Here is a 25745-nt window from a genome sequence, read left to right on the forward strand (position 1 = left end):
AAATAATTTATAGCATTTATCTTAACCCCTTCAGATGAATGATTTGATAACGCTTTTTAGCGGTTTTTCAATTTTATAAACATGAAAATTTTGAATTTTATGATTTTTAACGTTTAAAATAAGTATTTATGGGGGTACACTAAAGTGTCGAAAATAAACATGAAAGGTGGGTTAAATGATTAATTTATTTGAAATGTCAGATAAAAAATATCGCCATGTAAGCGCGATGGTTTATATTGGAATAATTGCCGGAATATTTTCAGCATTAGTTAAATCAGGGTTTGAAACACTGATTCCGCCGCGGACAGTTGAAACGCTGCCGCCTCCGGTTGTTTTACTTGATAAGCTCGGCTTTGATGTATCAACTATGAATTATGATTGGTTAGGCATTTCTATCAATTGGGGCGGTAATGGCGTTCATATTTTATTTTCAATTGTTATCGCGATAATTTACTGCGTATCATCTGAATTTTTTCCAAAAGCAAAAATGTTACATGGGATTGTGTTTGGTATTGGGGTTTCTATATTTGCTCATGGTTTAGTTGTGCCTTTACTCGGTTTATCTGGTTGGTTATGGATAGCGGGCCCTCAGGCACTGATATCAGAATTTGTCGGTACGGCATTTTGGATTTGGTCGATCGAGGCTATCAGGCTTGATTTAAGGTATCGGTATTTTAAAAATAGCTAAAATGTAACGATACACCATAAATATTGTAACCGATTTATCTTAGCTGTAATTATCGAAAAACCGACTTAATTGTTAAATTATGTCGGTTTTTTTACTAATATAAACTTTTCAACGAGGTTAATTCGATAAAGTATAATTAATCGACTGCAGTTTAAATGCTGTACTAATTTTTTTTCACATGATATTTTTTCTATGATTATGGGGTATAACATATAGGCTTATTAGACTTAGTTGGTCGTTAAAATTATTAATAACAAATTTTCTATAACAGGCGAGGTGATTGATAATTTGATTTATTTTAATAAAAAAAAACTAATAATGATTATCTGCACGTTTTTAGCGATCATTTTTGTTATTTTATTGGGTTGTTTCGTTAAATTGAGTGAAAAAGATGTGGTCGATAAATATCGCTGGATGGAAACAGATCAGACATTAACTACCAATTGGCTTTTATCTGAGTCTGAACGGTCGGAAAAAATTCTAGATACGCTACCGTTTAAATCATCGATTGAAAAAAGAGTAAGTTCATTGTCCAATTTGCAGCCTATAATTTGGGGGATCACTTATGTCCGCGATAATTGTTTCTATTTTATGCAGACGCCGGAATTTTCTTATAATCGTGTGTTTGTCAAAAATCAGGCTGGAGACGAAACATTACTCATTGATCCACCCGTTGGATACGGTGTGGATTTCTTTTCCCCCTCAAGTGATGGCAAGTATCTCGCTTATGGCATTTCAGATAACGAGTCAGGGATTTCGTCAATTAAAATAATTAACCTACAAAATGGTGAGGCATTACACGATATTATCCCTCAGTTACGTTATCCTAGTGTTGGGTGGGCAAGGGATAACGTATCATTTTTTTATACCAAACAAACACAAAGTAAAACAGATACATTAAAGTTAAATAATGAAATATATTTTCATCATTTGGGGAAAAGTATTGGCGACGATTTATTAATTTTTGGCGAAGAAAATATACCCAGTACTAATTTTGATACCACTAAAACGTTATCTTTCACTTTAAGTTCCAATTGGCTTGTCGTTGCGGTATCACCTTGGGTAACAGGCTACAGTAGCGACCTATATTTATCGAGTTATGATGCGGTTAGTAAAAGCGCACCTCGCTGGGTAAAAATTATTGACGCTAGTCAAAATGTATCTCAATATATTGTTAAAGATAACTGGTTATACTTAGCTCGATATAATGAATTTTCTGGATATACTGTTTCACGTCTTAAACTTGGTACAGTAGTAGATTTAGAAGAAAAAATTTTTGAATGGAAGTGTGGTGAACTCACTCAATTTGATATTAGCAACGATGCACTTTATATCGCCTACCATGAATCAGGCGCTCATAAATTTGTACATATCCCTTTTTCTGATATTCATAATATTAAAAACATCACTATACCAATAGATAGTGAAGTTACAGCACTATTTTCAAGCGCAGATCGAAAAGATATTTTATTTACACTACAAAGTTGGATAAAACCACCTAAAATATTTATTTATGATCCAGATAGTCAAATAATCAAAGATTCAAATATTATAAATTCTAACGTTTATTCATTTTCAAAATATGAATCTGAACAAAAATGGGTCACGTCAAAAGATGGTGTGCATGTACCATTAACCATTATTCATCAAAAGGGTATTAAATTAAATGGCAATTCACCTACTTGGCTAACAACCTATGGGGCATATGGTGACAGTCAGTTTGCCTATTTTGATCCTTATCGTTTAATTTGGCTAGAAAGAGGCGGTATCATCGCCATAGCACATGTTAGAGGTGGTGGCGAGCTTGGCCCCGCATGGCATGAAGGAGGGAAGGGGGCAAATAAAGAAAACTCAATTATCGATTTTATCAAGTGTGCCCAATACTTAATCGATAATAACTATACCAATTCCTCAAAACTTGTGATTAGTGGTCGTAGTGCCGGTGGTATTGTGATTGGTATGGCGATAACTGAGCGCCCTGATTTGTTCGCGGCGGCAGCGATCGATGTTGGAATGCTTAATATGAGCCGTTTAGATAAAATACCGATTGGATTTGCAAATTTTAAAAAATTTGGTTCGCCATTAAATCAACCAAAAGATTTATTAAAAATTGATGCTTATCTTAATTTACAAGATGGGGTGAAATACCCTTCGATCATTCTTGCTGTTGGTCTAAAAGATGAAAAAGTATCGCCATGGCAAACTGCTAAATTTGCAGCTCGCATTAAAGAAATAAATATTAAAACAGAAAAAATGACACTTGTGATAGCGGATAGAGATGAAGGGCACAATTTAAATAACTTTTTTAATACTCTCAATTTTTTTATTTTAAATACGACCACTAATCAATAATAGTTTCACAATTAGAATATTTAAACTATCGTGATTTAATATATTGTGATTGAAAAGGTGGCTTAACAAGGCGAAAGTTAACAAGATATTGATTATGGTCGTTGATTTTTAGGTATTCGCTTTATGGCTTGTCTGTAAAACCATTTTGCCTTGCAATATCGTCGATTTTAGCTATTAGCTCATCAAGGCTATGGGTTCTAGCGCGGGCGCAAGCTTTGGCTTCATTACCACATATTAAGCATGTTCGCGGTGGATGGCCGAGCGCGTTTCTTGATATGCCGATGTGATTTTTTGCTGAAATAACATCAATATCCCAAAGTCTGCCAAGCGGATGTGAATCTTCAATCGCCATGCAGGCTTTTTTTAACGGTTGCTCGGCTTGATTTAGAATAAAAAAGCCTTCAGGCCCGCTGATATCAGTATTTTTAATTACGTGAAGGCATGGTATTTGATTTTGTTGATAATAGGCCTCAATTTGTGCGCAGGCTTGATCAAATAAGAATATTGAGCAAGGCGTTAGTTTTACGGGGCCGGGGATTGTTGTCGTGAGTGAAATTAACGGTAGTGAATATTGGTTAATTAATGTTTTTTGTAAAGCGGCGCGCTGCTCTTTAGCTGCGAGTAACTCGGTTAAAGTGATCTGGCGAGCGTTTGCAAAAGATTGATTGTTCATAATTAATTATCGTCGTCTAAATAAAATGATAGGCGTTTATGCCTACCATTTTGATTTTATCGTTAAGTGATGCTTATTATGCTTTTACTTGCCTAACTACGTCAATAACCGATCCATCACGATAACGAACGACGCCAACAATTTTATCCATAAATTCAAGCGGTGTCGGTTCACCTGTTAGTTCGGTCGCTTTAGTATATAGTTCATTAATCGTCATCACCGGTAATCCTGCCGCTTTTAAGCGCTCGGCAATTTCAGGCCTTGCTGGGTTAACGGCAATGCCGTGATCGGTAACTAAAACATCAACGCTTTCACCTGGGGTGATAATGGTAGTCACATTTTTGATAACCGTTGGAATGCGGCTACGAATGAGTGGCGCAACAATAATAGTTAAGTTGGCACCGGCCGCTGTATCACAGTGGCCGCCAGAAGCGCCGCGCATAACACCATCTGAGCCTGTTAACACATTGACGTTGAAATTAAGGTCAATTTCAAGGGCACTAAGGATCACGATATCAAGCTGATCACAGCATGCCGCTTTCGAGGCTGGATTTGCATAGACATTAGTTGATATTTCAATATGATTTGGGTTTTTAGCTAAAGATATCCCCGCTGCATTATCAAAACTTTGTGTATCAAGTAAAGTTTTAATTAAGCCTTTTTCATGGAGGTCAACAATGCTTTGCGTTATCCCACCTAAGGCGAAGCTGGCAGTAATGTTATTTGCTACCATTTTATCTTCAAGGAACCTTGTTGCCGCTGTTGATGAGGCGCCAGATCCGGTTTGAATTGAAAAGCCATCTTTAAAGTAACCAGAATGCTCAATCACTCTTGCCGCATATTTAGCAATCATAAGCTCACGAGGATTACTGGTTATTCGTGCAGCGCCAACACTAATTTTAGTTGCATCTCCCACTTCGTCAACTTTTACAATGTAATCCGCTTGATCTTGTTTAATGCTCGCCGGTTCATTAGGAAATGGCGCAATATCTTGCGTTAATAAGATGACTTTTTTAGCATACTGCGCATCAACCATTGCATAACCAAGCGAGCCACAACGTGATTTACCCGATATTCCATTAGCATTACCAAATTCATCGCTGGTTGAAACTGCTAAAAATGCGATATCAATATTAATTTCGCCACTTTGGATTAGTTTAACTCGCCCGCCATGCGAATGAATATGTACCGGTTTTTCCATTAAGCCATTTGAGATTGCTTCGGCCAGTTTACCACGCATTCCTGAGGTATAAATTTGAGTGATAACACCAGATTTAATGTGTTCAATTAATGGTGTATTGCATGAAAGCAGTGAGCTTGATGCTAACGTTAAATTTTTAATGCCTTTTTTAGCAATGATATCCATTACCAAATTGATGATTTTATCACCTTCACGAAACGCATGATGGAAAGAGATCGTCATGCCATCGGTTAAGCCACATTTGGTTATTGCCTCTTCAATTGATTGGCATAATTTACGTTCATGTTTTTGCGCAAAATTAGCTAGGTAAGGGGTGGTTGTATTGGCGCCAGTGAAAGGGGCAAGGCCTTTAAGCTGTGGGTATTGGGCCGCCAATACCTCAATATTTTTAGTCATAATCGTTATTCCTTTTTATTCCTGACGAACACCAGACATGTTAGCAAGTTCAATTACCATTTGGGCTCGGGTAATTATCGGCGCATCAATCATTTTGCCATTTAGCGACACAACGCCAAGTCCTTGTCTTTCACCTTCAATTGCGGCTTCAACAATTTCTTTCGCATTATCAAGATCTTTTTGGCTTGGTGCGTAAGCATTATGTAATAGCTCTATTTGTCTTGGGTTGATTAATGATTTACCGTTAAAGCCGAGTTGTTTTACGCGTTTTACTTCACGTAAAAATCCTTCGTCGTCATTCACATTTGAATAAACCACATCAAAAGCATCAATTTTAGCAACGCGAGCGGCATGTAATACTGCGCAGCGTGCATAAAATAGTTCTTGCCCATCACCGCGCTCGGTTTGCATATCAACTAAATAGTCAAAAGCGGCTAAAGCAATGGCAATCATTCGTGAACTTGACTTGGCTATTGATACCGCATTAACTACGCCTTCTGCTGATTCGATTGCTGCAATAATTTTAGTGGAGCCAATTGGGCGATTTAGCTCTTTTTCAATACGCACTATATGGGCTTCTAATTGATGCACATTCTCAGCGCTATGAGTCATTGGTAAGCGCACTACATCAACTCCAGCGCGCACTACAGCTTCTAGATCATCTAGGCCAAATGGTGTATCAAGTGCGTTGATCCTAACGACAGTTTCAATACCCATTTTTTGGTAAATACCCAGCTTTAAGGTGTGCGCAACTAATAAACGGGCGGTATCTTTTTCTTTAATTGAAACGGCATCTTCAAGATCAAACATAATTGAGTCAGGTTTGTAGACAAATGATGTTGATAACATGGCTGCATTTGCGCCGGGAAGGAATAACATGCTGCGTCTTAATTTTTTCATAATAGTTCGCTCCATTGCGCTTTGTCTTTTGATGCTCTTAGTACTGCGCTTTGTATTCTTGCGGTAATAACACAATCTAACGCGCCTTTATCATCAATAATGATGAGCCCGTTATTAACATTTAAACTAGCAAGGGTGCTTTCAACCACGTGCCGAATTTGTTTGCCAAATTGTTTATTGACATCGCTATTAATGACGATTTCTAGCTGCTCACTTGGCTCTATTTTTACCAGTAAATCGCTTGATTCTAATGTGCCAGCAAGGGCAGTTTGGGTTATTTTCATATTTTTACCTATTGATTTTTAATCGCATAATGCTGCTCAATATAAGCCCATGTGGAAGGTGGAACTAATGCATGAACTTGTTGATATTTTTTTTGCATTAATAATGACCTCACTCTTGATGCCGAGATCACATCATCGTCATGGGTAACTCTTGCTATTTCAATAACAGTAATCGTTGGTGATGTTGATTTGTCTTCACTTTGTAGCCACTCTTTCATCGCCTGATTGTAGGCGTTTGTCACTTCACTATATGGCTCTGTGCCTACAAACCTTTTTGAAATCGAGAGGGCTGGTGCGATATATTGCCTAAAGATGAGCAAATCGATAGCCATATAACTTTGTTCGATAAGTGTTTGTTCTTTTAAAAAGTAACTTGGAAAGGTTGCTTTTGAAATGATGTAGGCTGATCCCGGCAATACGATGACATTTTTTAAATGACTAACACCTTCTTTAACAAGTTTATAGCGCACCTCACTTGAAAATAATGAGGCATCTTCACTAACCACAAAGATATATAACCAATCTACTTTTTTTGCTGCTTGCTCTGCTAAATAAAGGTGACCACTGGTAAATGGGTTGGCATTCATAACGATTGCGCCACACGTTCCTGATTTTTTTTGTTTAACTAATGTATTGCAGTAATGTGATATGCCAACTGGCGTATTTTCCATTAATGTAATAATGCCCGGTAACTGTGCGATAGGGTAGAACCCACAGGCTTTAAATAAGTGGACATTCTCTGGCTTGGTATAAAGAAAAAGATGATGCAGCCCTTTATCATGGGCTAACTCAAGCACTTGGTTAATTAAGCTTAAGGTGATATTACTCCCTTGATAATTGGGGTGCACCGCAACGCACTTAATCACATTATGATCCAGTCCCGCACAAGCGATGATTTCTTTTTCAACGATCCCAACAATGATATGATCAAGATTAGGATCGAGATTGAGGTTAACGCTTTGTAGCAAATTTTTAATCGAGTCTAAAACGACTTGATCGTTAATGCCTGAGAATGTTTTAAATGTTGGCTCTATCATATTATTCAGCTATAACGGTATTGATTAAATGACCAATTTTTTCAATTTCAACTTCAATAACATCACCGGCTTGCATAAAGAGTGGTGGAGTACGCTTTTTACCAACTCCACCCGGTGATCCCGTTAAAATAACGTCACCCGGTGATAACTTGGTAAATGTACTGATATAGGCGATAATTTCAGGAACTTTATGCACCATATTACCCAGTACATCAGATTGCACCATTTGATGATTTAAGTAGGTTTTAATGGTTAATGAGTCAAAATCATCGATCTCATCAATGGTTGTTAAATAAGGCCCAAGCGCACCAGTTTTTGGCCAGTTTTTACCTGCCGTAAACCACGTGTGCTGCCAGTCTCTAACCGAACCATCCATGTAGCAACTATAACCCGCAACATATTGCAACGCATCTTGCGCTGAAATTCGAAAACAAGGTTTACCAATAATAATGGCAAGTTCGCCTTCGTAGTCGAATTCTTGGGTTTCAGTAGGTTTTAGTATTGGTGTGTTGTGGCCGACTTGTGTATCAGGAAAACGGACAAATAGGGTGACAGCTTGGTCTAATGCATCAAATTCTTTTCGTTTATCAGCATAATTCATTCCTGCGCAGAGGATCTTATTCGGGTTTGGGATCACCGGTAAAAAAGTGATGTAGCGCATATCGGTTGTTGCGGCGCTATGGCTAAGCATTTTTGCTTTTTCCATTCCCTTCGCGCATCCAATTAGTGATTTTAGGTCTGGATAGTTTTCACCTAATTGTGATTTTAAATCAATAATTCCTTTATCAGTAAAGATGCCATAACTTGGACTATTTGATAAAAGATAGCTAATAAATTTCATTTTAATGCCTTTGGTTATTTATGCTAACGGCTTTGTTTTAATTAATTAGCCGATAGCATTTGTTTTTTTCGTGATATTTTATTGGTTATACTAAGAAATTGCCGAGTATAAGTAGTGAAACTGAAACGTTAATTGCGCCACCAATTCTTGTAGCAATTTGGGCAAACGGCATTAGTTCCATTCTTTCAGCCGCCGTTAATATAGCAACGTCACCGGTTCCACCTTGGCCGCTTTGACAGCATGAAATGACAGCTGCATCAATTGGGTACATGCCTAATTTTTTTGCAACAAAAAAGCCTGTAACAACTAATGAAACAACCGTACATGCAATGACAATGATATTAACGATAGTAAATGCTTCAACAATTCTTTCCCATGGCGTTATCGCAACACCGACAGCAAATAAAATTGGGTAAGTTACCGAAGTTTGGAAGAATTTGTAAACAACTTGTGAACCACCAAGAATTTTAGGTGAAACGCAGTGGGTTAATTTAACAAATACAGCGGCAAATAACATACCTACAGGCGCGGGTAAGCCAATCCATTTGTGGCCAAGCATACCAACCATATAAAGCATCGCAGCAAGTAACACGCCTGATGCAAATACTGTTACGTCAGTGGTTATTTCAGTTTTAGTATTTGATGAAACTTTATCTTCAGTGCCATCTGACGGCATTAATTTACCGTTACCCGTTAAATGTGGGTAGATTTTTCCTAAACGATTTAAGATCCCCGCGCAAATGATCCCTGTTAAGCCACCAAGCATTACAATGGGTAGTACTCTACCTAATGCATCACCTTGTTCCATCCCTAAAATTGAAGCATAACCAATTGATAATGGGATAGCACCTTCACCAACGCCGCCAGCCATAATTGGTAGCACTAAAAAGAAGAATGTTTCAAAAGGTGATAGGCCAAGTAACACGCCCATACCAACACCGACTAACATTCCAACAATTTCGCCACATAGCATTGGAACAAAAATACGTAAAAAACCTTGAATTAAAGTACGGCGATCCATACTCATAATACTACCGACAATGATGCAGCAGATATAAAGATAAAGGATATGGGTATCTTTATAAAATTTAGTTGTTGCTTCGATAATTGGGGTAGGTAGAACGCCATAATAAACTAATGCAGAAGGGATAAAGGTCGCACAAATTGCCGCGGCGCCCATTTTACCAATAATAGGTAATCTTTTGCCAAATTCACCACATAAAAAACCAAAAAAAGCACAGGTAACAACCATAACAACTATGTCAGAGGGTAATTTACCAGCATAAAAGACTTCTGAAAAAATAAGCACACCGGCGATGATAAAGAAGGGTAACGGAATGATCCCAACTTTATAATTATCTAACAAATTCCACCAGCCAGTGGGCCAAAAGCGCTTTTTTTCTTTTGTAGAGGCAGATCGATCTATACTTTCTGTTTTATTCATTATGTTACTCCATTTTATTTTAATAATACGTTGGCGCACATAATAATGAATTAAAGCTAATGGTTTTGTGATATAGGTCATCATTTTTTAGTGGTTTTAAAGGTTTTAATGTCGCTATAGGTTTTAAAGCTATTTATAATAGCCGCACATAATTGTTACCGTTGGTAGTTAATAAGATAGTTAAATAGGTATTATGAATTTTAAAATGACTAAGTTTCCACTGCTTTTTGCTCAAAAATTATTTATTGCGTTATCAATATTATTTGCACTCGCTGTTTTTATTATGCATCAATACATTAATGGCATTATCGAGACCAATTTATATACCAATTTAGGTGAACGAGCCCAGATACAAGCAAAAGAGATCGCCGCTATTCCAGAACTTGCACTTGCCGTGAAAAATCATGATCTTAAAGCGATAAATGAACTCGTTAGTTTGATTAATAAACAAAGTGATGCAAGCTATATTGTTATTGGCGATAAACATGCAACGCGGCTATTTCATACACAAAATGTTGCTATAAATGTGCCAATGGTCGGCGATGATAATCAAGATGTGTTAAAAGGCAAAAGCATTATTATTATTAGTCAAGGATCTTTAGGGCAATCATTAAGAGGTAAATCACCGATAATTTCTGACGATGGCGTTGTTGGCATTGTTTCTGTTGGCTATATGTTAGATAGGCTCGATGAGTTACATAAAATTCAATCTTACCCATTTATTATTTTCTGTGTTCTTTTGTTTGTGGTGCTTTTTGTTTTTTCTTATATTTTTTCATTTTTAATAAAAAAGCAGATGTTAAATCTTGAACCTAAAGAAATTTCATTATTAGTAAAAATGCAAAGTGCGATTATGGAATCAATTAATGAAGGGTTAATCGCGGTTGATCTTAATTATAATATTACCCATATTAATCAATTCGCTCGCCAGTTTCTTAATATTCCAAAGCATGTCGATAATTTAAATGGCACAAATTTGTTCCTTTATATCGTTAGTCCTAATGATTTATTGCGTAATGATGATTGCTTAATTGAAGATGTTTATGATCGCATTAGTCATTTTAATGATGAGGTCGTTATAGCAAGTCGCATTCGGCTTATTTTTAATGAAAAAATACAAGGCTGGGTTATCACATTTAGGAATATGAATGAGATTAATTTGCTGAGTAAACGTCTATCTCAAGTGCAACAGTATGCCGATAATTTGCGGGCCTTGCGTCACGAACATCAAAATTGGTTAGCAACGTTACTTGGGTTGATTTATATGCAGCGCTACGATGATGCTAAAGAGTTTATTACTCGCCAATCAACTAATAATCAGCAGCAACTTGATTTTATTACTGACAAAATAAAAGTGCCAACCATTGCAGGTTTATTAATTGGTAAATTTACGAAAGCCAACGAGATGGGGCTTGAACTGCAATTTGATCCGATGTGCCAACTTAATCAGATACCGGATAAACTCATTGAAACCGAATTTATGTCAATTATTGCAAATCTACTCGATAACGCTTTTACCGCCAGCCTTGCGCAATATCAAAAATCTGCGGTTAAAGAGAAGAAAATTGTTTACCTATATTTAAGCGATGCAACCGATGAATATGTGATCGAGGTCAGCGATGAGGGCACCCAAATCGATGAGGCAGTAAAATCATCAATATTTAAACTCGGCGTGACGACAAAAACCAAAGGAGATGGGGTTGGTTTATATTTAGTGAAAACCTATACAGAAAAGGCAAATGGTTATATTGAAGTGAATAACAATCTACCTCAAGGAACTATTTTTTCTATTTTTATTCCTAAAGAATATGATTGCTTATAATAAGAACATAAGAGGTAAAAGATGAATATAGATATTAAAGCGTTAATTGTTGAAGATGAGCCAATCTTAGCTGAAGTTAATGCTGAATTTGTACAACGTAATACGAATATTAAAGTGGCCGGAATTGCGTCAACATTAAGTGACGCTAAAATTATGTTAGAAAAATTTAATCCACACTTAGTTTTATTAGATAATTATTTGCCCGATGGTCAAGGCATTGAGTTATTTGATTATATAGTTAAGAAAAATTTATCAACCTATATCATATTTATTACTGCTGCAAGTGATATGGATACTTGTAGTCATGCCATTCGTCATGGCGCATTTGATTATTTGATTAAACCAGTTTCATATGAACGAATTGCTTATTCACTCCATAAATTTAAGCTATTTTTATTGCGTCAATCCTCACCTAAAAATCTGAGTCAACGTCAAATTGATGAGCTATTTAATTTGCAAACGAAAGATTTTATTGAGACAAAGAAAAATACTAAAGGTATTGATGCATTGACGTTGCAACGAATTCAGTCATTATTTATTAATTCAGCAGATGAGTTAACCGTTGAGGATGTTACGCATAAAGCGCAAATTAGTAAAACCACCGTTAGGCGTTATCTTGAATATTGTATTCAGACTAATTTTCTTCGAGTGGAAATTCGTTATGGCAAAATTGGCCGGCCAGAACGATATTATAAACATATAGCCGTTTAATAACTTTTACGATTTTAAGGGTAATGCGATAAAAACCACGTTACGGCAATAAGATCAGCACTTCCACCAGGGCTAATATTTTTTTCAATTAAGTGTTGGTCAAATTGTTGTAGGATTATTTTTGCATCGGGTGCGAATGCGCTCTTTTCATTTAATAGTTTAGCTGAATATGCTTTGACATAATTTAGTCCATCAATACCACCACGAGAGACAATATTGGTATCATTATTATGTGCAAATAGATTTAGCATAGTTTGCCATAACGTTTGCTGCTCGCTATAACCTTGCTTAAGACATTCAAAATAGGTGGGTAGTGCATACGTGGTTATGAGTTGATAGCCACTTTGTGCTTCACCTCTGGCACCAGTAAAACCATATTGCTTAAATAATCGTTCACCAACGGTATTGCCTTGGCTAGTTAGAAGTTCGCGTTCAACCATGCCTTGGCACAAGCTGGCAACTTCATCACAAATCTTACTATAGTTAAGGGGTTTATGTTGCGCAGTTAATCGGCCAAGTGAGGCTAAAATAAGGCCAAAGGCAAAAATGGCACCTTTATGCGTGTTAACATTGTTGGTGGCGATAAACATCGCTGTTTCACATTGACAGCCAATCGTTCTTAGATCTGTTAAGAAAGCACGATTGTCATTATTCGATTTTACGCCATAGTCATAAAATTTATCAAGATAGGGCGTAATAGCTGCAATGCTTTGTAAAAAGGTAAGTAAGCTCATGTCAGTATGAGCACCATTGTTACTTTGATCAACAAGCCCAGGTTTTGGGGTTAAATCAATCTCTTTTAATAATGCGATTTGGGCAAGTTTGGCTGCATCTGAATGTAACTCATTATTTTGTAACGCGAGATTTAAACGTAATTTATGGATTTTATTTAAATGATCACTCAATTTGATGCCTGCCACTTAGAAAATTGAGGGTTTATTTAAAATGAGCCCGCTATCTTTGTCAATCATATTCATCGCGTACTGCATTTATTGCTCCAATTATTTGAAGATAAAATAGTCAAATAGCACAATAAATATTTTTTTATTGTGTTTTATACAAATTAATTTAAGGTACTAAAGGTGCTGTTTAAAAAATAATTGTGCTTTATGAATAATGGGTTATTTCTAATCATCTAGTCGCTATATAAGAGAACATTATGAAAAATATTATTGAAGCAATTAAGATATCTGAAAATGATTTTATTAATATTCGCCATCAAATCCATCAGCATCCAGAACTCGGTTTTGATGAAAAAAATACCAGCGATTTGGTGGCCCAAAAGCTATCCCAATGGGGTTATGAGGTACATCGAGGGCTAGCAAAGACAGGGGTCGTTGGTACATTAAAAGTGGGTAATAGTGATAAACGTATCGGTATTCGCGCTGATATCGATGCTTTACCAATTGTTGAAACAAGTGGTAAACCTTGGACAAGTAAAATTCAAGGAAAATTTCATGGTTGCGGTCATGATGGGCATACTACTATTTTGCTATGCGCAGCAAAATATCTAGCACAAACGCGCAATTTTGATGGCACTCTCCACGTTATATTTCAGCCCGCTGAAGAGCTACTTTACGGCGGTAAAGTGATGATTGATGATGGATTATTCGAGCTTTTTCCATGTGATATTATTTTTGGTATTCATAATATGCCGGGGTTAAAAGCAGGCGAGTTTTATTTTAAAGAAGGTGCAATGATGGCATCTTCAGATACCATCCATATTGAAGTGTCAGGTATTGGTGCTCACGGCGCAATGCCTGATAAAGGTATCGATGCAACGATTGTCGCTTGTTATATTGGGACTGCTTTACAAAGCATTGTCTCTCGTAATGTATCTCCGTCACAGGCCGCGGTTGTTACAATTGGCTCTATCCAATCTGGTGATGCGCCTAATGTCGTTAATGCATCGGCATTAATGAAGTTAAGTGTTAGAGCATTAAATAATGAGGTGCGTGAATTGCTATTAAACCGCATTAAAGCGCTCGTTATTACCCAAGCGGAAAGCTTTGGCGCTAAGGCCGTTATAACCCATGTGAATGGCAGCCCTGTGTTGGTAAATGGCAAAGAGGCAACTGATTTTGCAATTGATGTTGCAAAAGAGTTAGTGGGGGCAAATAAAGTGCATGTTAATACGCCACCACTAATGGGCAGTGAAGATTTTGCTTTTATGCTAGAAAAAATTCCAAATGGTTGTTATATGATGATAGGTAATGGCGATGAGCCGGGCTTTTGTAATGTCCATAATCCCGGTTATGATTTTAATGATAATTGTATTGTGCCTGCTGCTGCTTATTGGGCTGCAATAACCGAGCGTTATTTAAGGTAATGCATTAGTTTTACTTCAACGTGTTTTGTAAAAGAATCATTTATCTAATATCACTGAGATAATAATGGAGTTAATAAATGAAGAATAATAATCCCCATTTAGTTGAATCATATGTTGGTAGTGATAGGTTAATCTGTGGCATTGTACTTGGCGTTATCACTTTTTGGTTATTCGCCCAATCGTTAGTTAATGTTGCGCCAGATGTTCAACGAAGTATTGGTATAGAGCTTGGTTCATTAAATTTAGCAATTAGTTTGACCGCGCTCTTTTCAGGTTGTTTTATCGTTGTTGCAGGTGGACTTGCAGATAAGTTAGGCCGAGTAAAATTTACTTATTTAGGCTTTATTTTAAGTATTATGGGTTCACTTTGTCTTATCTTTGCACATGATGTGATGCTTTTTTCATTGGGTAGAGTAATTCAAGGACTATCAGCGGCCTGTATTATGCCCTCAACCTTAGCGCTAGTTAAAACATTTTATAATGGGGCGGCGCGCCAGCGTGCGTTAAGTTTTTGGTCGATTGGTTCATGGGGGGGCTCGGGGCTTTGCTCGCTTGCTGGCGGCGCTATTGCAACTTATTTGGGATGGCGTTGGATTTTTATTTTCTCAATAATATGTGCGTTATTAGGCATGTATTTAATCAGAGGGATCCCCGAAAGTAAAGTGCAAGATACGGGCAATAAGGCAAAATTCGATTATAGCGGTCTATTCGTTTTTGTTATTGCTTTATTATCTTTAAATTTAGTGATAACCAAAGGCGCCGCTTTTGGTTGGACAAGCAGTGTGATTGTTTGTTTGGCAATAATTTGTGTGATTGCTATTAGCTGTTTTTTTATTATTGAGTGGAGTAAAAGAGCAGCGGCATTTATCGATTTTTCGTTGTTTAAAAATAAACCTTATCGCGGCGCAACGTTGTCTAATTTTTTGCTAAATTCGGTTGCTGGTACATTACTCGTCGCCAATACTTACATTCAAACCGGCCGCGGATTTAGTCCTTTTCAAACCGGCTTACTTTCAATTGGCTATTTAATCACCGTGCTTGCTATGATCCGCGTTGGTGAAAAATTATTACAAAAAATTGGCGCTAAAAAACCGATGATTTTAGGGACGATAATGACCGGAACAGGGGTTGCATTGATGGCTTTAACATTTTTATCTGATACATTTTATGTGGCCGCTGTTTTAATCGGTTTTATTCTTTTTGGCCTAGGGCTAGGATTTTATGCAACACCATCAATTGATACCGCAATCGCTAATGCACCAGCGAATAAAATCGGTATGGCATCAGGTGTTTATAAAATGGCGAGCTCTTTAGGTGGGGCATTTGGTATCGCTATTTCGGCATCTGTTTATGCAGCATTACTTTCGCTACGATATTCTAATGAGATTGCAGCAACAATCGGATTGTTGGTTAACGTCAGTTTTTGTTTCCTTTCGACGCTATCGATTATTTTATTGGTGCCAAAAGATGCAGGTAAATAGCATTAGCGCTGATCATGCCAAGGCAAGGGTTAGACGCCTTGGCATTAAACTAGTTCGTCATTATGCATAACTAATCATGATTAATTGGGTGGAGATGCAAAATATGCCCCATTTTTTCGGCTTTGGTTTGTAAATAATGTTCGTTATTTGGATTTTCACCGACTTCAAGCGGAACGCGCTCGGTGATCTTGATCCCTGCTTGCGCTAATACCCGAATTTTTTCCGGATTATTGGTTAGTAATCTAATTACTTTTACGTCAAGTAGCGTTAACATATCTGCGCAAATAGTAAAATCGCGTTCATCTGCGGCAAATCCTAACTGATGATTGGCTTGTACGGTATCTAAACCGGTATCTTGTAATGCATAGGCTCTTATTTTATTTAATAAGCCAATATTACGGCCTTCTTGGCGGTGGTAAAGAAGTATACCTGATCCAGCTTGCGCAATTTGTTTTAAAGCAGCTTCTAGTTGAAATCCACAATCGCAGCGTAAACTAAATAGCGCATCACCAGTTAAACATTCTGAGTGGACGCGAGTAAGAACGGATTGTTGTTTGGCTATGTCACCAAATACCATCGCAACATGGTCTTTTCCTGTTGCAAGCTCTTCAAAACCGACAATGGTAAATTCTCCCCACGGTGTTGGTAATTTTGCCTGTGCAACATTTTTTAACTGCATAAAAACTCCAATTTATTAAAATTTACTTTTGATTATATCGACAATCGTTATGTGCTATAGCAAGTAGTTTAACATAACTGTATTAGTTGTTTATAATGATATATATTCAATCTTTTTTAAACAAAAATTACGTTTTATTATCATCAAGTTTCGTTGTTTTGAATTTTTGTAAAAATCGGTACAGCGCTAAGTAATTATGCTATTATGCGTACTTATTTTTTTAATGGTTATGAATTAAATAATGTTGCCAGCTATCAAAAAAACATTTATTACGCTTGTTATATTTCTTATCGTTCCGACATTTTTAATTGTTATTGGCTGGCAATGGCAACCTGAAGCATTAAATAGTTCTTCTCAGTATCTTTTCTGGCTTACTCAAATGGCAGGTATGCCGTGGGCGCTGTTAACGTGTGTTATTCTACCTCTCGTTTTTGCTTTTTGCTTACGAATTACATCTTTACGTAAATTTATTATATTGCTAATTATTTTAGCCTTGTCTGTTCTCGTTGGGCAGGGAATAAAATCAGTTGTTAAAAATTATACGGCAGAGTCACGGCCCTTTGTATTATGGATAGAAAAAAGTTATCAAGTTGATGATGATTATTTTTACTCTTTACCTCGTGATGAAAGGCAACAGATAATTAAACAATATGTCTACTTGTCACCTAAAATTCCTAATTGGCTTTATCAGCACTGGCGCAATGAAACAGGCTATACGTTTCCATCTGGCCATACTCTTTTTGCAGCAACATGGGCATTTTTGGCATTGATTTTTCTTAACTTTAAACGTCATCGTATTATCATTATATTAATGATTACGTGGGCTATTTTAATTGAAATTAGTCGCCTTGCTTTGGGAATGCATCATCCTATTGATGTGATATCTGGCTCTATTCTTGCTTGGCTAATTGCTTTATTGACTTATTATTGCGCGGCTAAATTGCATCTGCTTGAAGAATAAAGTCAACAATACAATACATCTTTAATCGGCTTTAGTATATAATTACGCTATGATCACATAGTGAATACTAAATTGACCGAAAGAAGGAAGGATCAATGAAATTCGTTATAATTTTTTTATTGCTCATTGTTATTTTTGCTATTTCAATAACGTTAGGTGCCAATAATAATCAAACTGTGGTTTTTAATTATTTATTAGCACAAACAGAATGCCGTTTATCAACACTATTTGCTATTTTATTTGGTTCAGGTTTTATCCTAGGTTGGTTTGTAACCGGGTTCTTTTTTGTCCGCGTAAAACTACGACATTCATCAACACAGCGTAAGCTTAAGAAAGTTCAAAAAATGTATGATGATGAAATTGCTAACCGTCAAAAAACGGAATTAACTATTCCAATAACTGACAGTAAATAATTATGTTTGAACTCCTATTTTTGTTATTACCTATTGCAGCTAGTTATGGTTGGTATATGGGACGGCGTAATGCTAAGCAAAAATACCAACATGAATCAAACCGTCTATCTCGTGAATATGTTGATGGTTTGAATTTTTTATTGTCAAATCAAAAAGATAAAGCGGTTGATTTATTTCTTGATATGCTTAAAGAAGATTCAGGAACACTTGAAGCGCATTTAACATTGGGGAACTTATTTCGTTCACGTGGCGAAGTTGATCGCGCTATTCGAATTCATCAAGCGTTAATGGAGAGTTCATCATTAACCTTTGACCAACGCTTATTAGCAATACAGCAGTTAGGCCGCGATTATATGACAGCAGGTTTTTACGATCGCGCTGAAGATATGTTTTTACAACTTATTGATGAAGAAGATTTTCAGCAATATGCCTTGCAGCAGTTGATTGTTATTTACCAATCAATTCGAGAATGGAATAAAGCAATAGCCACAGCGACAAAATTAGTTAAGTCAGGCCATCCTAAATATAATCAAGAGATTGCGCAATTTTACTGTGAATTAGCCGCATTAGCCATTGCGGCAGATGATTTAAATAAATCGCTACTTTATTTGCAAAAATCGATATCAGCTGATCCCAATTGTGCCCGCACGTCATTGATGTTTGGCCGTGTTCTGATGGCGCAAGGTAATTACCTTAAAGCGGCGCAGTATTTAACACAAATTTTAGTACAAGATAAAGCTTTTATTGGTGAAGCGTTACCGTTTATTAAAGAATGTTATCAAGTTTTAGATCAGCAAGATGAACTTAAGCAGTTCTTAAAAAAATGTGTTGAACTTGATTCGGGTAATGCAGCTGAATTGATGCTTGCCGATATTATTGAGCAACAAACAGGTAGAGAAGCAGCCCAATATTGTATTTATCGGGAATTAGTTAAGCACCCTAATTTGAAAGGCTTTTATCGCTTAATGGATTATCATGTCGCCGACGCAGAAGAAGGGCGAGCAAAGGAAAGTTTATTGCTGCTGCGTAATATGGTTGGCGAGCAAATTAAAGCGATCCCAAACTATCGCTGTGAGCGGTGCGGTTTTACGGTAAATTCAATTTATTGGTTATGCCCAGCATGCCGTTCGTGGGCAACAATTAAACCTATTCGAGATTTTGCTCAGCATTCAGATTAGTTGATAAATGATTTTTCGTTAAAATATTGTTGTAAGGTGCTAATTTAGCATTAAATTTATTTAAAAGAGTGATGTTATGTTTTTGGTTGATTCTCACTGTCATTTAGACAGCTTAGATTATAAAGATAAAACGATTGATGATGTTTTATTAGAAGCACAAAAAAGAGATGTTAAGCACTATCTTAGCGTTGCAACGACCTTGTCGGGTTATCAGTCAATGCGAAAATGGTTATCGCCTCATTTTGATAAAATCTCATTATCATGTGGTGTGCACCCATTAAATTTGGCTGATGAGGAATTTGATATTGCTTTATTTAAGTCTTTGGCAGCTGACGAGCATGTCGTTGCATTAGGTGAAACGGGACTTGATTATTACTATCAGAAAGATAATGTAAAGCAGCAACAACAAGCCTTTGCTGAGCATATTCATTTGGGCCGAGCACTTAAAAAGCCGATTATTGTTCATACTCGCGAAGCAAAAGAAGATACCTTGGCAATGATTAAGGCTGAAAATGCGTATTCGGGTGTATTACATTGTTTTACTGAAGATATCGATACGGCAAGGCAGTTATTGGATTTAGGTTTTTATATTTCGTTTTCAGGAATTGTTACCTTTAAAAATGCAGAGGCATTACGCGACGTTGCTCGTTTTGTGCCTGCTGAGCGGTTACTAATTGAAACCGATTCTCCATATTTAGCGCCGATCCCTTTTCGTGGTAAAGAGAATCATCCAGCAAATGTTAGGCAAGTTGCTGAATATTTAGCGGTCTTAAAGCAAGTTCCGCTTGAAGTACTTGCAGAAAAAACAACAGAGAATTTTTGCCATTTATTTGGTGTAAGATTATGTTAGTATGTGATTTTTGATATTGTGTTAAGTATTGAAAAATAAAAAGGAACATAGTATGGCTAATGAAACGATTTTTAGTAAAATTATCCGCGGTGAAATTCCAGCTGATATTGTTTTCCAAGATGATTTGGTGACGGCTTTTCGTGATATTTCACCTCAAGCTCCAACGCATATCTTAATTATCCCAAATAAGCTGATCCCAACGGTTAATGATGTTACGGCTGACGATGAACAAGCTTTAGGGCGTTTATTTGTAGTTGCAGCCAAAATAGCTAAACAAGAAGGGATTGATGAGAGTGGTTATCGTTTAATAATGAACTGTAATAAAGATGCCGGACAAGATGTTTTTCATATCCATATGCATTTATTAGGCGGTAAACAATTGGGTCGATTAGTTAATTAATTTAGCGATAAGTGACAGGGGATAATTTATGAAATGTTATTTGCAGACAATAGCCATGACTATTGCTATAACTATTTTGGCTGGCTGTCATCGACTTGAACCTAATAATAATCCTTCACCAACGCAGCAAGAAGCATTGAACGTTGTTGAGCATCCGCCTAAATTTATCACCACCGATTGGCAAACTATTTTATCGCCATTAATTGACGAGCTGCTGGAAACGATGGCAGTCAACGGTAATAATACCTTGCTAATTAGTGATGTTAATAATCGTAGTAATCAATATATTTCACCAACAGCCATTAATGATATTTTAGTAAAATTACTTAATCGACAAACGATTTTTCAAGTTATCGATAATAATATTGTTAATTTAGCTAAGCAGAATTTAGGTATTCCTAATGATGATGCGCTAGTTTCACGAGCTAAAATGGTTGCGCTAGCAAGAAAGGTGGATGCGGATTATGTGCTGTTTACAACAATTGATCAAGTTCCTAAGTTACCCGATACACCAGCAGAAGTATCGCTTGAATTAATTCTAACGAAAACCGGTGAAATTATTTGGCAATTTTCGTCAGATCAACTTGCCACTAATCAAAATTAAACTATTGAGATCGTCATGGGCCCATTAATGATTGATGTGCAGGGGTTAAGCCTTTGCGATGAAGATAAAAAATTACTGCAACATAATGCAGTTGCTGGGGTGATTTTATTTGGACGAAATTACCAAAACCCAAATCAATTAACTACCTTAGTTAAAGAAATAAGAGCGGCATCATCAGAACGTTTACTCATTAGTGTTGATCATGAAGGGGGCAGGGTTCAGCGTTTTAAAGAAGGCTTTACCCTCATTCCACCGGCACAAGCTTACGCGCAGTTAAGAGACATTAAGCAAGCCGCGCAACTTGCATTTGATGCGGGTTGGGTCCTTGCGATGGAACTCATTGCTTTTGATATTGATCTGAGTTTCGCGCCGGTTTTAGATTTAGGTCATAGTTGTTTGGCAATTGGATCTCGTTCATTTCATCAAGATAGTCAGATTGCGCAGGTTGTTGCTAGTGCAATGATTGATGGCATGCATAGTGCTGGCATGAAAACAACGGGTAAACATTTTCCAGGTCATGGCGCTGTGCTCGCCGACTCTCACAAAGAAACGCCAATTGATAACCGAAGCCAGATTGAAATTCAGCAAGATATGAAAATTTTTGTTGAGTTAATCAAAGCGGGTAAACTTGATGCTATTATGCCTGCTCATGTTATTTATCTCGCTTTTGATGATAAGCCTGCAAGTGGTTCATCATTTTGGTTAAAAACGATACTCAAGCAGCAGCTTAATTTTAATGGCGTAATTTTTTCTGATGATTTATCGATGGAAGGCGCGGCATTTTTAGGTAATTATGAGCAAAGAGCAAGTGCTGCCTTTTATGCCGGATGTGATATTTTACTTGCATGTAATAATCGCCCAGGAACTCTTGCTATTTTAGAGAGCTTAGGGCATATCGTTAGTGATAAACCTAAAACATTACTCTGTGAAAATAAAGTCGATTATCAAACATTAATTGAAAGTGAAGAATGGCAATTGCGTAACAAAAAATTAAATCAATTGAACGAAGAGTGGCACACTCTTCAAACCAATAATTAGAGTTATATTATGACTGAAAATAATTATTCTCCAGTTGCAATCATTGAAATTAGCCCAAAAGGGCAGCTATTGGCAATTAATAAAGCCGCTATAACGTTGTTATCGTTATCAGATGAGTTATTATTGCCGGCTAAGATGGCTAGTTATCACTTTGATTATTATAAATTATTAAACCTTAATCCTAATGTGTCAATTTCAACCTTAGAAAGTACAACGATCATTGTTAATCAACAATATTATTTTTTGCAAATTTTTGATGATATTAATCGCTTGGTGTTAGTTATTCAGCCAATTGGCTATCTAAAACGCCGATTAGCACAAAGAGGCATCGCTAATCAGCAAGCATTTAATGTATTTTGTGCAAAAAGCGAGTCTATGCAAAAATTGCTTAAACAAGCAAAAGCCTTTGCCATGCAAAAAGAGCCATTATTGATTTCGGGCGCGACGGGAACAGGTAAAGATTTGCTGGCACTGGCGTGTCATCAGTATAGCGAAAGAGGTGATAAAGTTCTTCTTAGTTTAAATTGCGCAGCAATGCCAGATGAAGTAGTTGAAAGCGAGCTATATGGCCACGCAGCAGGGGCTTATCTTGGCGCGACAGATGGTAAAAAAGGTTTTTTTGAACAAGCAAATGGTGGTTCGGTATTATTAGATGGTATTGATGAAATGTCATTTAGAATGCAAACGAAGCTAATTCGTTTTATTAATGATGGTTCATTTAGACGCGTTGGTGATGATAACGAGGTTAGTGTTGATGTTAGGGTTATTTGTATTACTAAAGCCGATCTTTTTTCTTTAGTTAAGCAAGGAAAGTTTCGGGAAGATCTCTACTATCGTTTAAATGTCTTACCATTACATTTGCCATTACTCAATGAGCGAAAAGAAGATATTGTCGATTTAGCACATTATTTTATTAATGAGTTTGCAAATAAGCAAAGTATCGCTTCGCCCATTTTAACGTTAGACGCTCAAGTTATGTTACTTAGTTATAATTGGCCTGGAAATGTAAGAGAGCTTAAAAATGTGTTGTATTCTACGCTAGCTCAATTAAATGGGCCAGAAATAACAGCAAAAGATATTGAGCTGCCAAATGTGCCTATTTCACCTTCACTTAATGATGATATTGATGGTAAAACATTAGATGAGATGGCCAAGCAGTTTGAAAAAACAGTATTAATTCACTTGTATAAAAGTTACCCAAGTTCGCGTAAGTTGTCTAAACGATTAGGTATTTCGCACACAGCAGTTGCAAATAAGCTTAGAGAATATGGGATTGGGAAGTGATAAAATAATATGAAAAAATTGCATAAAAAAATCAAATTATATTTAAGACAGTTTCGTTTATTTTTAGGTCGATTAATTTTAGATAAAAAACCATCAAGAAAATGGGATCAAAAGAATTTGTCAAATTGTAAAATACTATTCATTCGACATGATGGTAAGATTGGCGACTTTATTTTATCTTCTTTTGTTTATCGTGAAATAAAGAAACAATGTCCTAATATTCATATAGGTGTTGTTGCTGCATCTGAAACTGAAGCATTATTCCGTAGTGATCCTTATATTGATTCAATATATGTGGTACCTAAAAGAGCCTTAGTGCCATTTTGGCAAGTGGGCCGGCAGGTAGCTAAAGAAAATTATGATGTTATATTCGATCTAACTGAGGCACTTCGAAATCGAGACATCGTATTAATTCGAAGTGCTAACTCAGCAATTAATATCGGGTATAATCAAAGACACTTAAAACTTTTCAATTTTAATGTTGCTGTTAATAATGAACATATAACGCTTGATTATGAAAAAGCGTTAATTATGTTAGGATTAAAAAATATAAATCGCTATTTCTCATTTCCAAATATACCAGTTAGAAATGAATTACGTGATTTTTGTCAAAAACATTTATCAAATAGCTATATTGCAATTAACTTTTTTGGGGCAGCAAAACATAGACAATTTTCATCAAAGCGACAACAAGAATGGTTGGCTAAATTAAAAGAAGCTTATCCTGATAAAACGATACTTGTTCTAACCTATCCCAAAGTAACCCAAGAATTAAAATCATCCTTACCTAAGGACCAATATTTGATGTATGAAAATACTCAAACAATTTTTGACACAATTGAATTGATCCGTAATGCTTATAAGGTAATTACACCAGATACGTCAATCGTCCATATAGCTTCTGCATTTAATAAACCAATCATTGCATTTTATATGGCAGCTAATTCACCTATTCCATATAATAAGTGGATGCCAATGAATGCCGACAATGCTTCGATTTATTATTATCAGAATAATATCAATGAAATTCAACTAGAAACTATTAAATTAAATTAACTTTTTTACGATGAATCACTTTTACGAGTGCCCAAAGGCATTTACTGCGAGACTCTATAATTATTCTTCTTATTCCAGCATACTTTCGAGGAATGTGAGAAAGTATATTTGGCGAGTAAATTAGAAATTTATTATCAATTAAGCATTGCAGGTCTTGATTACGGCCTGCTAATAATAAAATCCAAAGTAATCTTAATTTATAATAGACAATTTTAGCTTCAATAAGTGTAATTACTTCTTCTCTATCCTTATTTTGATAAGTGTTTTTGATTATGTTTTCGAGTTCCTCCCAAGCACTAAGATCATTAAAATAATCTTGTTTATTCCATGGTCGGTGCATAATTGAACCATCTCGGTGGGTATAGTTGTATAAATATTCTGGGACACTAAAGGCATCAGTCAAGCAATATAGTGTACAGATAAATACAATATCTTCACCTGTTTTAAGGTTTGTATTAAATCTTAGCTTTTTTTCATTTAGGAATGATTTTTTTATCAATAAGCAGCCAATATGTAGTAACGATTTTTGTATTAGGTAACCCTGTAAATTTGCTTGTTCACGAAAATCACTGATTCTCGGACGAATCCCTTTATTTGATAAATCAGCATTACCACAATAAATTACATTACCTTTTGTTTGCTGTTGGCGGTCCATCATTTTGGTTAGAAAAGAGATATCCCATATATCATCACTATCAATAAACGTGATAAATTCACCAACGGCGTGATTTATGCCGGTATTTCGGGCTGCTGAGATCCCTTGATTTGATTGCGAAAAAGTTTTTAGCCTAGGTTCATCTTTTTGTATTTCTAATAATATTCTTTGAGTTTTATCGGTAGAACCATCATTAATAACAATAACCTCAATATTTGTGTAAGTTTGATTGAAGACAGACTCAAGAGTTTTTGCTAAATATTCTTCAGCATTATATGCGGGAATTATAATTGAAATAAGGTGGTTTAGATTGTTCATAGACGTTAACTATTATTCAATATTCTTAATTTAGAACCTATTTTAACTGATAGAGAGGTATGAATATAGATTAAATTGTTAATATTACATAATCATCGGAATAGTTTACTGCTATTATGATAAGAATTTAGTCATTAGATAATTAATATT

The 25745-nt window shown here is 36.1% G+C and carries 25 protein-coding genes; 15 read left to right on the top strand and 10 right to left on the bottom strand.

The window, feature by feature from the left end; translation table 11 throughout:
• Positions 1-175: 175 nt before the first annotated feature.
• The gene (locus RHO14_06150; GenBank protein ID WVD72382.1) at positions 176-688 is read left to right on the top strand and encodes a DUF1440 domain-containing protein; all 513 of its coding nucleotides are present in this window, start codon (positions 176-178) and stop codon (positions 686-688) included.
• A 318-nt stretch (positions 689-1006) separates the two neighbouring features.
• Positions 1007-3040 (top strand): prolyl oligopeptidase family serine peptidase, encoded by a 2034-nt coding sequence (locus tag RHO14_06155; GenBank protein ID WVD72383.1) that lies wholly within the window; start codon positions 1007-1009, stop codon positions 3038-3040.
• Between the two features lie 121 nt (positions 3041-3161).
• Here RHO14_06155 and citX read toward each other — a convergent pair whose 3' ends face one another.
• The 7 genes from citX to RHO14_06190 form a co-directional block, all read right to left on the bottom strand.
• Positions 3162-3713 (bottom strand): citrate lyase holo-[acyl-carrier protein] synthase, encoded by a 552-nt coding sequence (gene citX, locus RHO14_06160; protein ID WVD72384.1) that lies wholly within the window; start codon positions 3711-3713, stop codon positions 3162-3164.
• Positions 3714-3789: 76 nt separating this feature from the next.
• A complete protein-coding gene (gene citF, locus RHO14_06165) occupies positions 3790-5310 on the bottom strand; it encodes a citrate lyase subunit alpha (GenBank protein WVD72385.1) in 1521 nt (506 codons plus the stop codon).
• 15 nt (positions 5311-5325) lie between these two features.
• A complete protein-coding gene (gene citE / locus RHO14_06170; protein ID WVD72386.1) occupies positions 5326-6210 on the bottom strand; it encodes a citrate (pro-3S)-lyase subunit beta in 885 nt (294 codons plus the stop codon).
• Positions 6207-6494 (bottom strand): citrate lyase acyl carrier protein, encoded by a 288-nt coding sequence (citD, locus tag RHO14_06175; protein WVD72387.1) that lies wholly within the window; start codon positions 6492-6494, stop codon positions 6207-6209. Before citD ends, citE begins: the two co-directional genes overlap by 4 nt.
• 8 nt (positions 6495-6502) lie before the next feature.
• Positions 6503-7531 carry a [citrate (pro-3S)-lyase] ligase gene (gene citC, locus RHO14_06180; GenBank protein ID WVD72388.1) on the bottom strand — a complete coding sequence of 343 codons (1029 nt, stop codon included), beginning with the start codon at positions 7529-7531 and terminating at the stop codon, positions 6503-6505.
• Position 7532: 1 nt separating this feature from the next.
• Positions 7533-8372: a fumarylacetoacetate hydrolase family protein gene (locus tag RHO14_06185; protein ID WVD72389.1), complete on the bottom strand. Its 840-nt coding sequence runs from the start codon at positions 8370-8372 to the stop codon at positions 7533-7535.
• A gap of 85 nt (positions 8373-8457) precedes the next feature.
• On the bottom strand, positions 8458-9816 hold the full coding sequence (locus RHO14_06190; GenBank protein WVD72390.1) for a 2-hydroxycarboxylate transporter family protein: 1359 nt from the start codon (positions 9814-9816) through the stop codon (positions 8458-8460).
• 205 nt (positions 9817-10021) lie between these two features.
• Here RHO14_06190 and RHO14_06195 point away from each other — a divergent pair, with 205 nt between their 5' ends.
• Together RHO14_06195 and RHO14_06200 are read left to right on the top strand one after the other, a co-directional pair.
• Positions 10022-11638 (top strand): sensor histidine kinase, encoded by a 1617-nt coding sequence (locus tag RHO14_06195; protein ID WVD72391.1) that lies wholly within the window; start codon positions 10022-10024, stop codon positions 11636-11638.
• Between the two features lie 21 nt (positions 11639-11659).
• On the top strand, positions 11660-12349 hold the full coding sequence (locus RHO14_06200; GenBank protein ID WVD72392.1) for a response regulator: 690 nt from the start codon (positions 11660-11662) through the stop codon (positions 12347-12349).
• 14 nt (positions 12350-12363) lie between these two features.
• Here RHO14_06200 and citG read toward each other — a convergent pair whose 3' ends face one another.
• Positions 12364-13254 (bottom strand): triphosphoribosyl-dephospho-CoA synthase CitG, encoded by an 891-nt coding sequence (gene citG / locus RHO14_06205; protein ID WVD72393.1) that lies wholly within the window; start codon positions 13252-13254, stop codon positions 12364-12366.
• Positions 13255-13508: 254 nt separating this feature from the next.
• Between citG and RHO14_06210 the strand changes: the two genes are divergently transcribed.
• Together RHO14_06210 and RHO14_06215 are read left to right on the top strand one after the other, a co-directional pair.
• Positions 13509-14678 (top strand): M20 aminoacylase family protein, encoded by a 1170-nt coding sequence (locus RHO14_06210; GenBank protein ID WVD72394.1) that lies wholly within the window; start codon positions 13509-13511, stop codon positions 14676-14678.
• A 77-nt stretch (positions 14679-14755) separates the two neighbouring features.
• The gene (locus RHO14_06215; GenBank protein WVD72395.1) at positions 14756-16159 is read left to right on the top strand and encodes an MFS transporter; all 1404 of its coding nucleotides are present in this window, start codon (positions 14756-14758) and stop codon (positions 16157-16159) included.
• Positions 16160-16229: 70 nt separating this feature from the next.
• Here RHO14_06215 and ribA read toward each other — a convergent pair whose 3' ends face one another.
• Positions 16230-16838: a GTP cyclohydrolase II gene (ribA, locus tag RHO14_06220; GenBank protein ID WVD72396.1), complete on the bottom strand. Its 609-nt coding sequence runs from the start codon at positions 16836-16838 to the stop codon at positions 16230-16232.
• Positions 16839-17079: 241 nt separating this feature from the next.
• Between ribA and RHO14_06225 the strand changes: the two genes are divergently transcribed.
• The 9 genes from RHO14_06225 to RHO14_06265 all read left to right on the top strand — a co-directional run bounded on the left by RHO14_06225 (position 17080) and on the right by RHO14_06265 (position 24622).
• A complete protein-coding gene (locus RHO14_06225) occupies positions 17080-17799 on the top strand; it encodes a phosphatase PAP2 family protein (GenBank protein WVD72397.1) in 720 nt (239 codons plus the stop codon).
• 95 nt (positions 17800-17894) lie between these two features.
• On the top strand, positions 17895-18212 hold the full coding sequence (locus RHO14_06230; protein ID WVD72398.1) for a lipopolysaccharide assembly protein LapA domain-containing protein: 318 nt from the start codon (positions 17895-17897) through the stop codon (positions 18210-18212).
• 2 nt (positions 18213-18214) lie between these two features.
• Positions 18215-19390, top strand: a complete 1176-nt coding sequence (lapB, locus tag RHO14_06235) for a lipopolysaccharide assembly protein LapB (protein WVD72399.1) — start codon at positions 18215-18217, stop codon at positions 19388-19390.
• 76 nt (positions 19391-19466) lie between these two features.
• Positions 19467-20240, top strand: a complete 774-nt coding sequence (locus tag RHO14_06240; protein ID WVD72400.1) for a YchF/TatD family DNA exonuclease — start codon at positions 19467-19469, stop codon at positions 20238-20240.
• 52 nt (positions 20241-20292) lie between these two features.
• Entirely contained in the window at positions 20293-20640 is a 348-nt protein-coding gene (gene hinT / locus RHO14_06245) for a purine nucleoside phosphoramidase (GenBank protein WVD72401.1), read from the top strand.
• Between the two features lie 28 nt (positions 20641-20668).
• Positions 20669-21244, top strand: a complete 576-nt coding sequence (locus tag RHO14_06250) for a hypothetical protein (GenBank protein ID WVD72402.1) — start codon at positions 20669-20671, stop codon at positions 21242-21244.
• A gap of 15 nt (positions 21245-21259) precedes the next feature.
• Complete coding sequence (nagZ, locus tag RHO14_06255) at positions 21260-22282, top strand: beta-N-acetylhexosaminidase (protein ID WVD72403.1); 1023 nt, start codon at positions 21260-21262, stop codon at positions 22280-22282.
• Between the two features lie 9 nt (positions 22283-22291).
• Complete coding sequence (locus RHO14_06260) at positions 22292-23566, top strand: sigma 54-interacting transcriptional regulator (GenBank protein ID WVD72404.1); 1275 nt, start codon at positions 22292-22294, stop codon at positions 23564-23566.
• Between the two features lie 9 nt (positions 23567-23575).
• A complete protein-coding gene (locus tag RHO14_06265; GenBank protein WVD72405.1) occupies positions 23576-24622 on the top strand; it encodes a glycosyltransferase family 9 protein in 1047 nt (348 codons plus the stop codon).
• On the opposite strand, the gene RHO14_06270 is transcribed toward RHO14_06265, so the two are convergent.
• The gene (locus tag RHO14_06270) at positions 24609-25595 is read right to left on the bottom strand and encodes a glycosyltransferase family 2 protein (GenBank protein ID WVD72406.1); all 987 of its coding nucleotides are present in this window, start codon (positions 25593-25595) and stop codon (positions 24609-24611) included. The two genes, RHO14_06265 and RHO14_06270, sit on opposite strands and share 14 nt — an antisense overlap.
• Between the last annotated feature and the right edge of the window lie 150 nt (positions 25596-25745).

Source organism: Orbaceae bacterium lpD04 (assembly GCA_036251935.1).
Classification (GTDB): Bacteria; Pseudomonadota; Gammaproteobacteria; order Enterobacterales; family Orbaceae; genus Orbus; species Orbus wheelerorum.

Excerpts from the sequence above, each read along its gene's own strand:
- RHO14_06155 (WVD72383.1), top strand. The coding sequence starts at position 1,007 with ATGATTATCTGCACGTTTTTAGCGATCATTTTTGTTATTTTATTGGGT.
- citF (WVD72385.1), bottom strand. The coding sequence starts at position 5,310 with ATGACTAAAAATATTGAGGTATTGGCGGCCCAATACCCACAGCTTAAA.
- RHO14_06150 (WVD72382.1), top strand. The coding sequence starts at position 176 with ATGATTAATTTATTTGAAATGTCAGATAAAAAATATCGCCATGTAAGC.
- citC (WVD72388.1), bottom strand. The coding sequence starts at position 7,531 with ATGATAGAGCCAACATTTAAAACATTCTCAGGCATTAACGATCAAGTC.
- RHO14_06260 (WVD72404.1), top strand. The coding sequence starts at position 22,292 with ATGACTGAAAATAATTATTCTCCAGTTGCAATCATTGAAATTAGCCCA.
- citX (WVD72384.1), bottom strand. The coding sequence starts at position 3,713 with ATGAACAATCAATCTTTTGCAAACGCTCGCCAGATCACTTTAACCGAG.
- RHO14_06240 (WVD72400.1), top strand. The coding sequence starts at position 19,467 with ATGTTTTTGGTTGATTCTCACTGTCATTTAGACAGCTTAGATTATAAA.
- RHO14_06185 (WVD72389.1), bottom strand. The coding sequence starts at position 8,372 with ATGAAATTTATTAGCTATCTTTTATCAAATAGTCCAAGTTATGGCATC.
- nagZ (WVD72403.1), top strand. The coding sequence starts at position 21,260 with ATGGGCCCATTAATGATTGATGTGCAGGGGTTAAGCCTTTGCGATGAA.
- RHO14_06200 (WVD72392.1), top strand. The coding sequence starts at position 11,660 with ATGAATATAGATATTAAAGCGTTAATTGTTGAAGATGAGCCAATCTTA.
- hinT (WVD72401.1), top strand. The coding sequence starts at position 20,293 with ATGGCTAATGAAACGATTTTTAGTAAAATTATCCGCGGTGAAATTCCA.
- RHO14_06265 (WVD72405.1), top strand. The coding sequence starts at position 23,576 with ATGAAAAAATTGCATAAAAAAATCAAATTATATTTAAGACAGTTTCGT.
- citE (WVD72386.1), bottom strand. The coding sequence starts at position 6,210 with ATGAAAAAATTAAGACGCAGCATGTTATTCCTTCCCGGCGCAAATGCA.
- RHO14_06225 (WVD72397.1), top strand. The coding sequence starts at position 17,080 with ATGTTGCCAGCTATCAAAAAAACATTTATTACGCTTGTTATATTTCTT.
- RHO14_06230 (WVD72398.1), top strand. The coding sequence starts at position 17,895 with ATGAAATTCGTTATAATTTTTTTATTGCTCATTGTTATTTTTGCTATT.
- RHO14_06270 (WVD72406.1), bottom strand. The coding sequence starts at position 25,595 with ATGAACAATCTAAACCACCTTATTTCAATTATAATTCCCGCATATAAT.
- ribA (WVD72396.1), bottom strand. The coding sequence starts at position 16,838 with ATGCAGTTAAAAAATGTTGCACAGGCAAAATTACCAACACCGTGGGGA.
- lapB (WVD72399.1), top strand. The coding sequence starts at position 18,215 with ATGTTTGAACTCCTATTTTTGTTATTACCTATTGCAGCTAGTTATGGT.
- RHO14_06210 (WVD72394.1), top strand. The coding sequence starts at position 13,509 with ATGAAAAATATTATTGAAGCAATTAAGATATCTGAAAATGATTTTATT.
- RHO14_06195 (WVD72391.1), top strand. The coding sequence starts at position 10,022 with ATGACTAAGTTTCCACTGCTTTTTGCTCAAAAATTATTTATTGCGTTA.
- RHO14_06250 (WVD72402.1), top strand. The coding sequence starts at position 20,669 with ATGAAATGTTATTTGCAGACAATAGCCATGACTATTGCTATAACTATT.
- RHO14_06215 (WVD72395.1), top strand. The coding sequence starts at position 14,756 with ATGAAGAATAATAATCCCCATTTAGTTGAATCATATGTTGGTAGTGAT.
- citD (WVD72387.1), bottom strand. The coding sequence starts at position 6,494 with ATGAAAATAACCCAAACTGCCCTTGCTGGCACATTAGAATCAAGCGAT.
- RHO14_06190 (WVD72390.1), bottom strand. The coding sequence starts at position 9,816 with ATGAATAAAACAGAAAGTATAGATCGATCTGCCTCTACAAAAGAAAAA.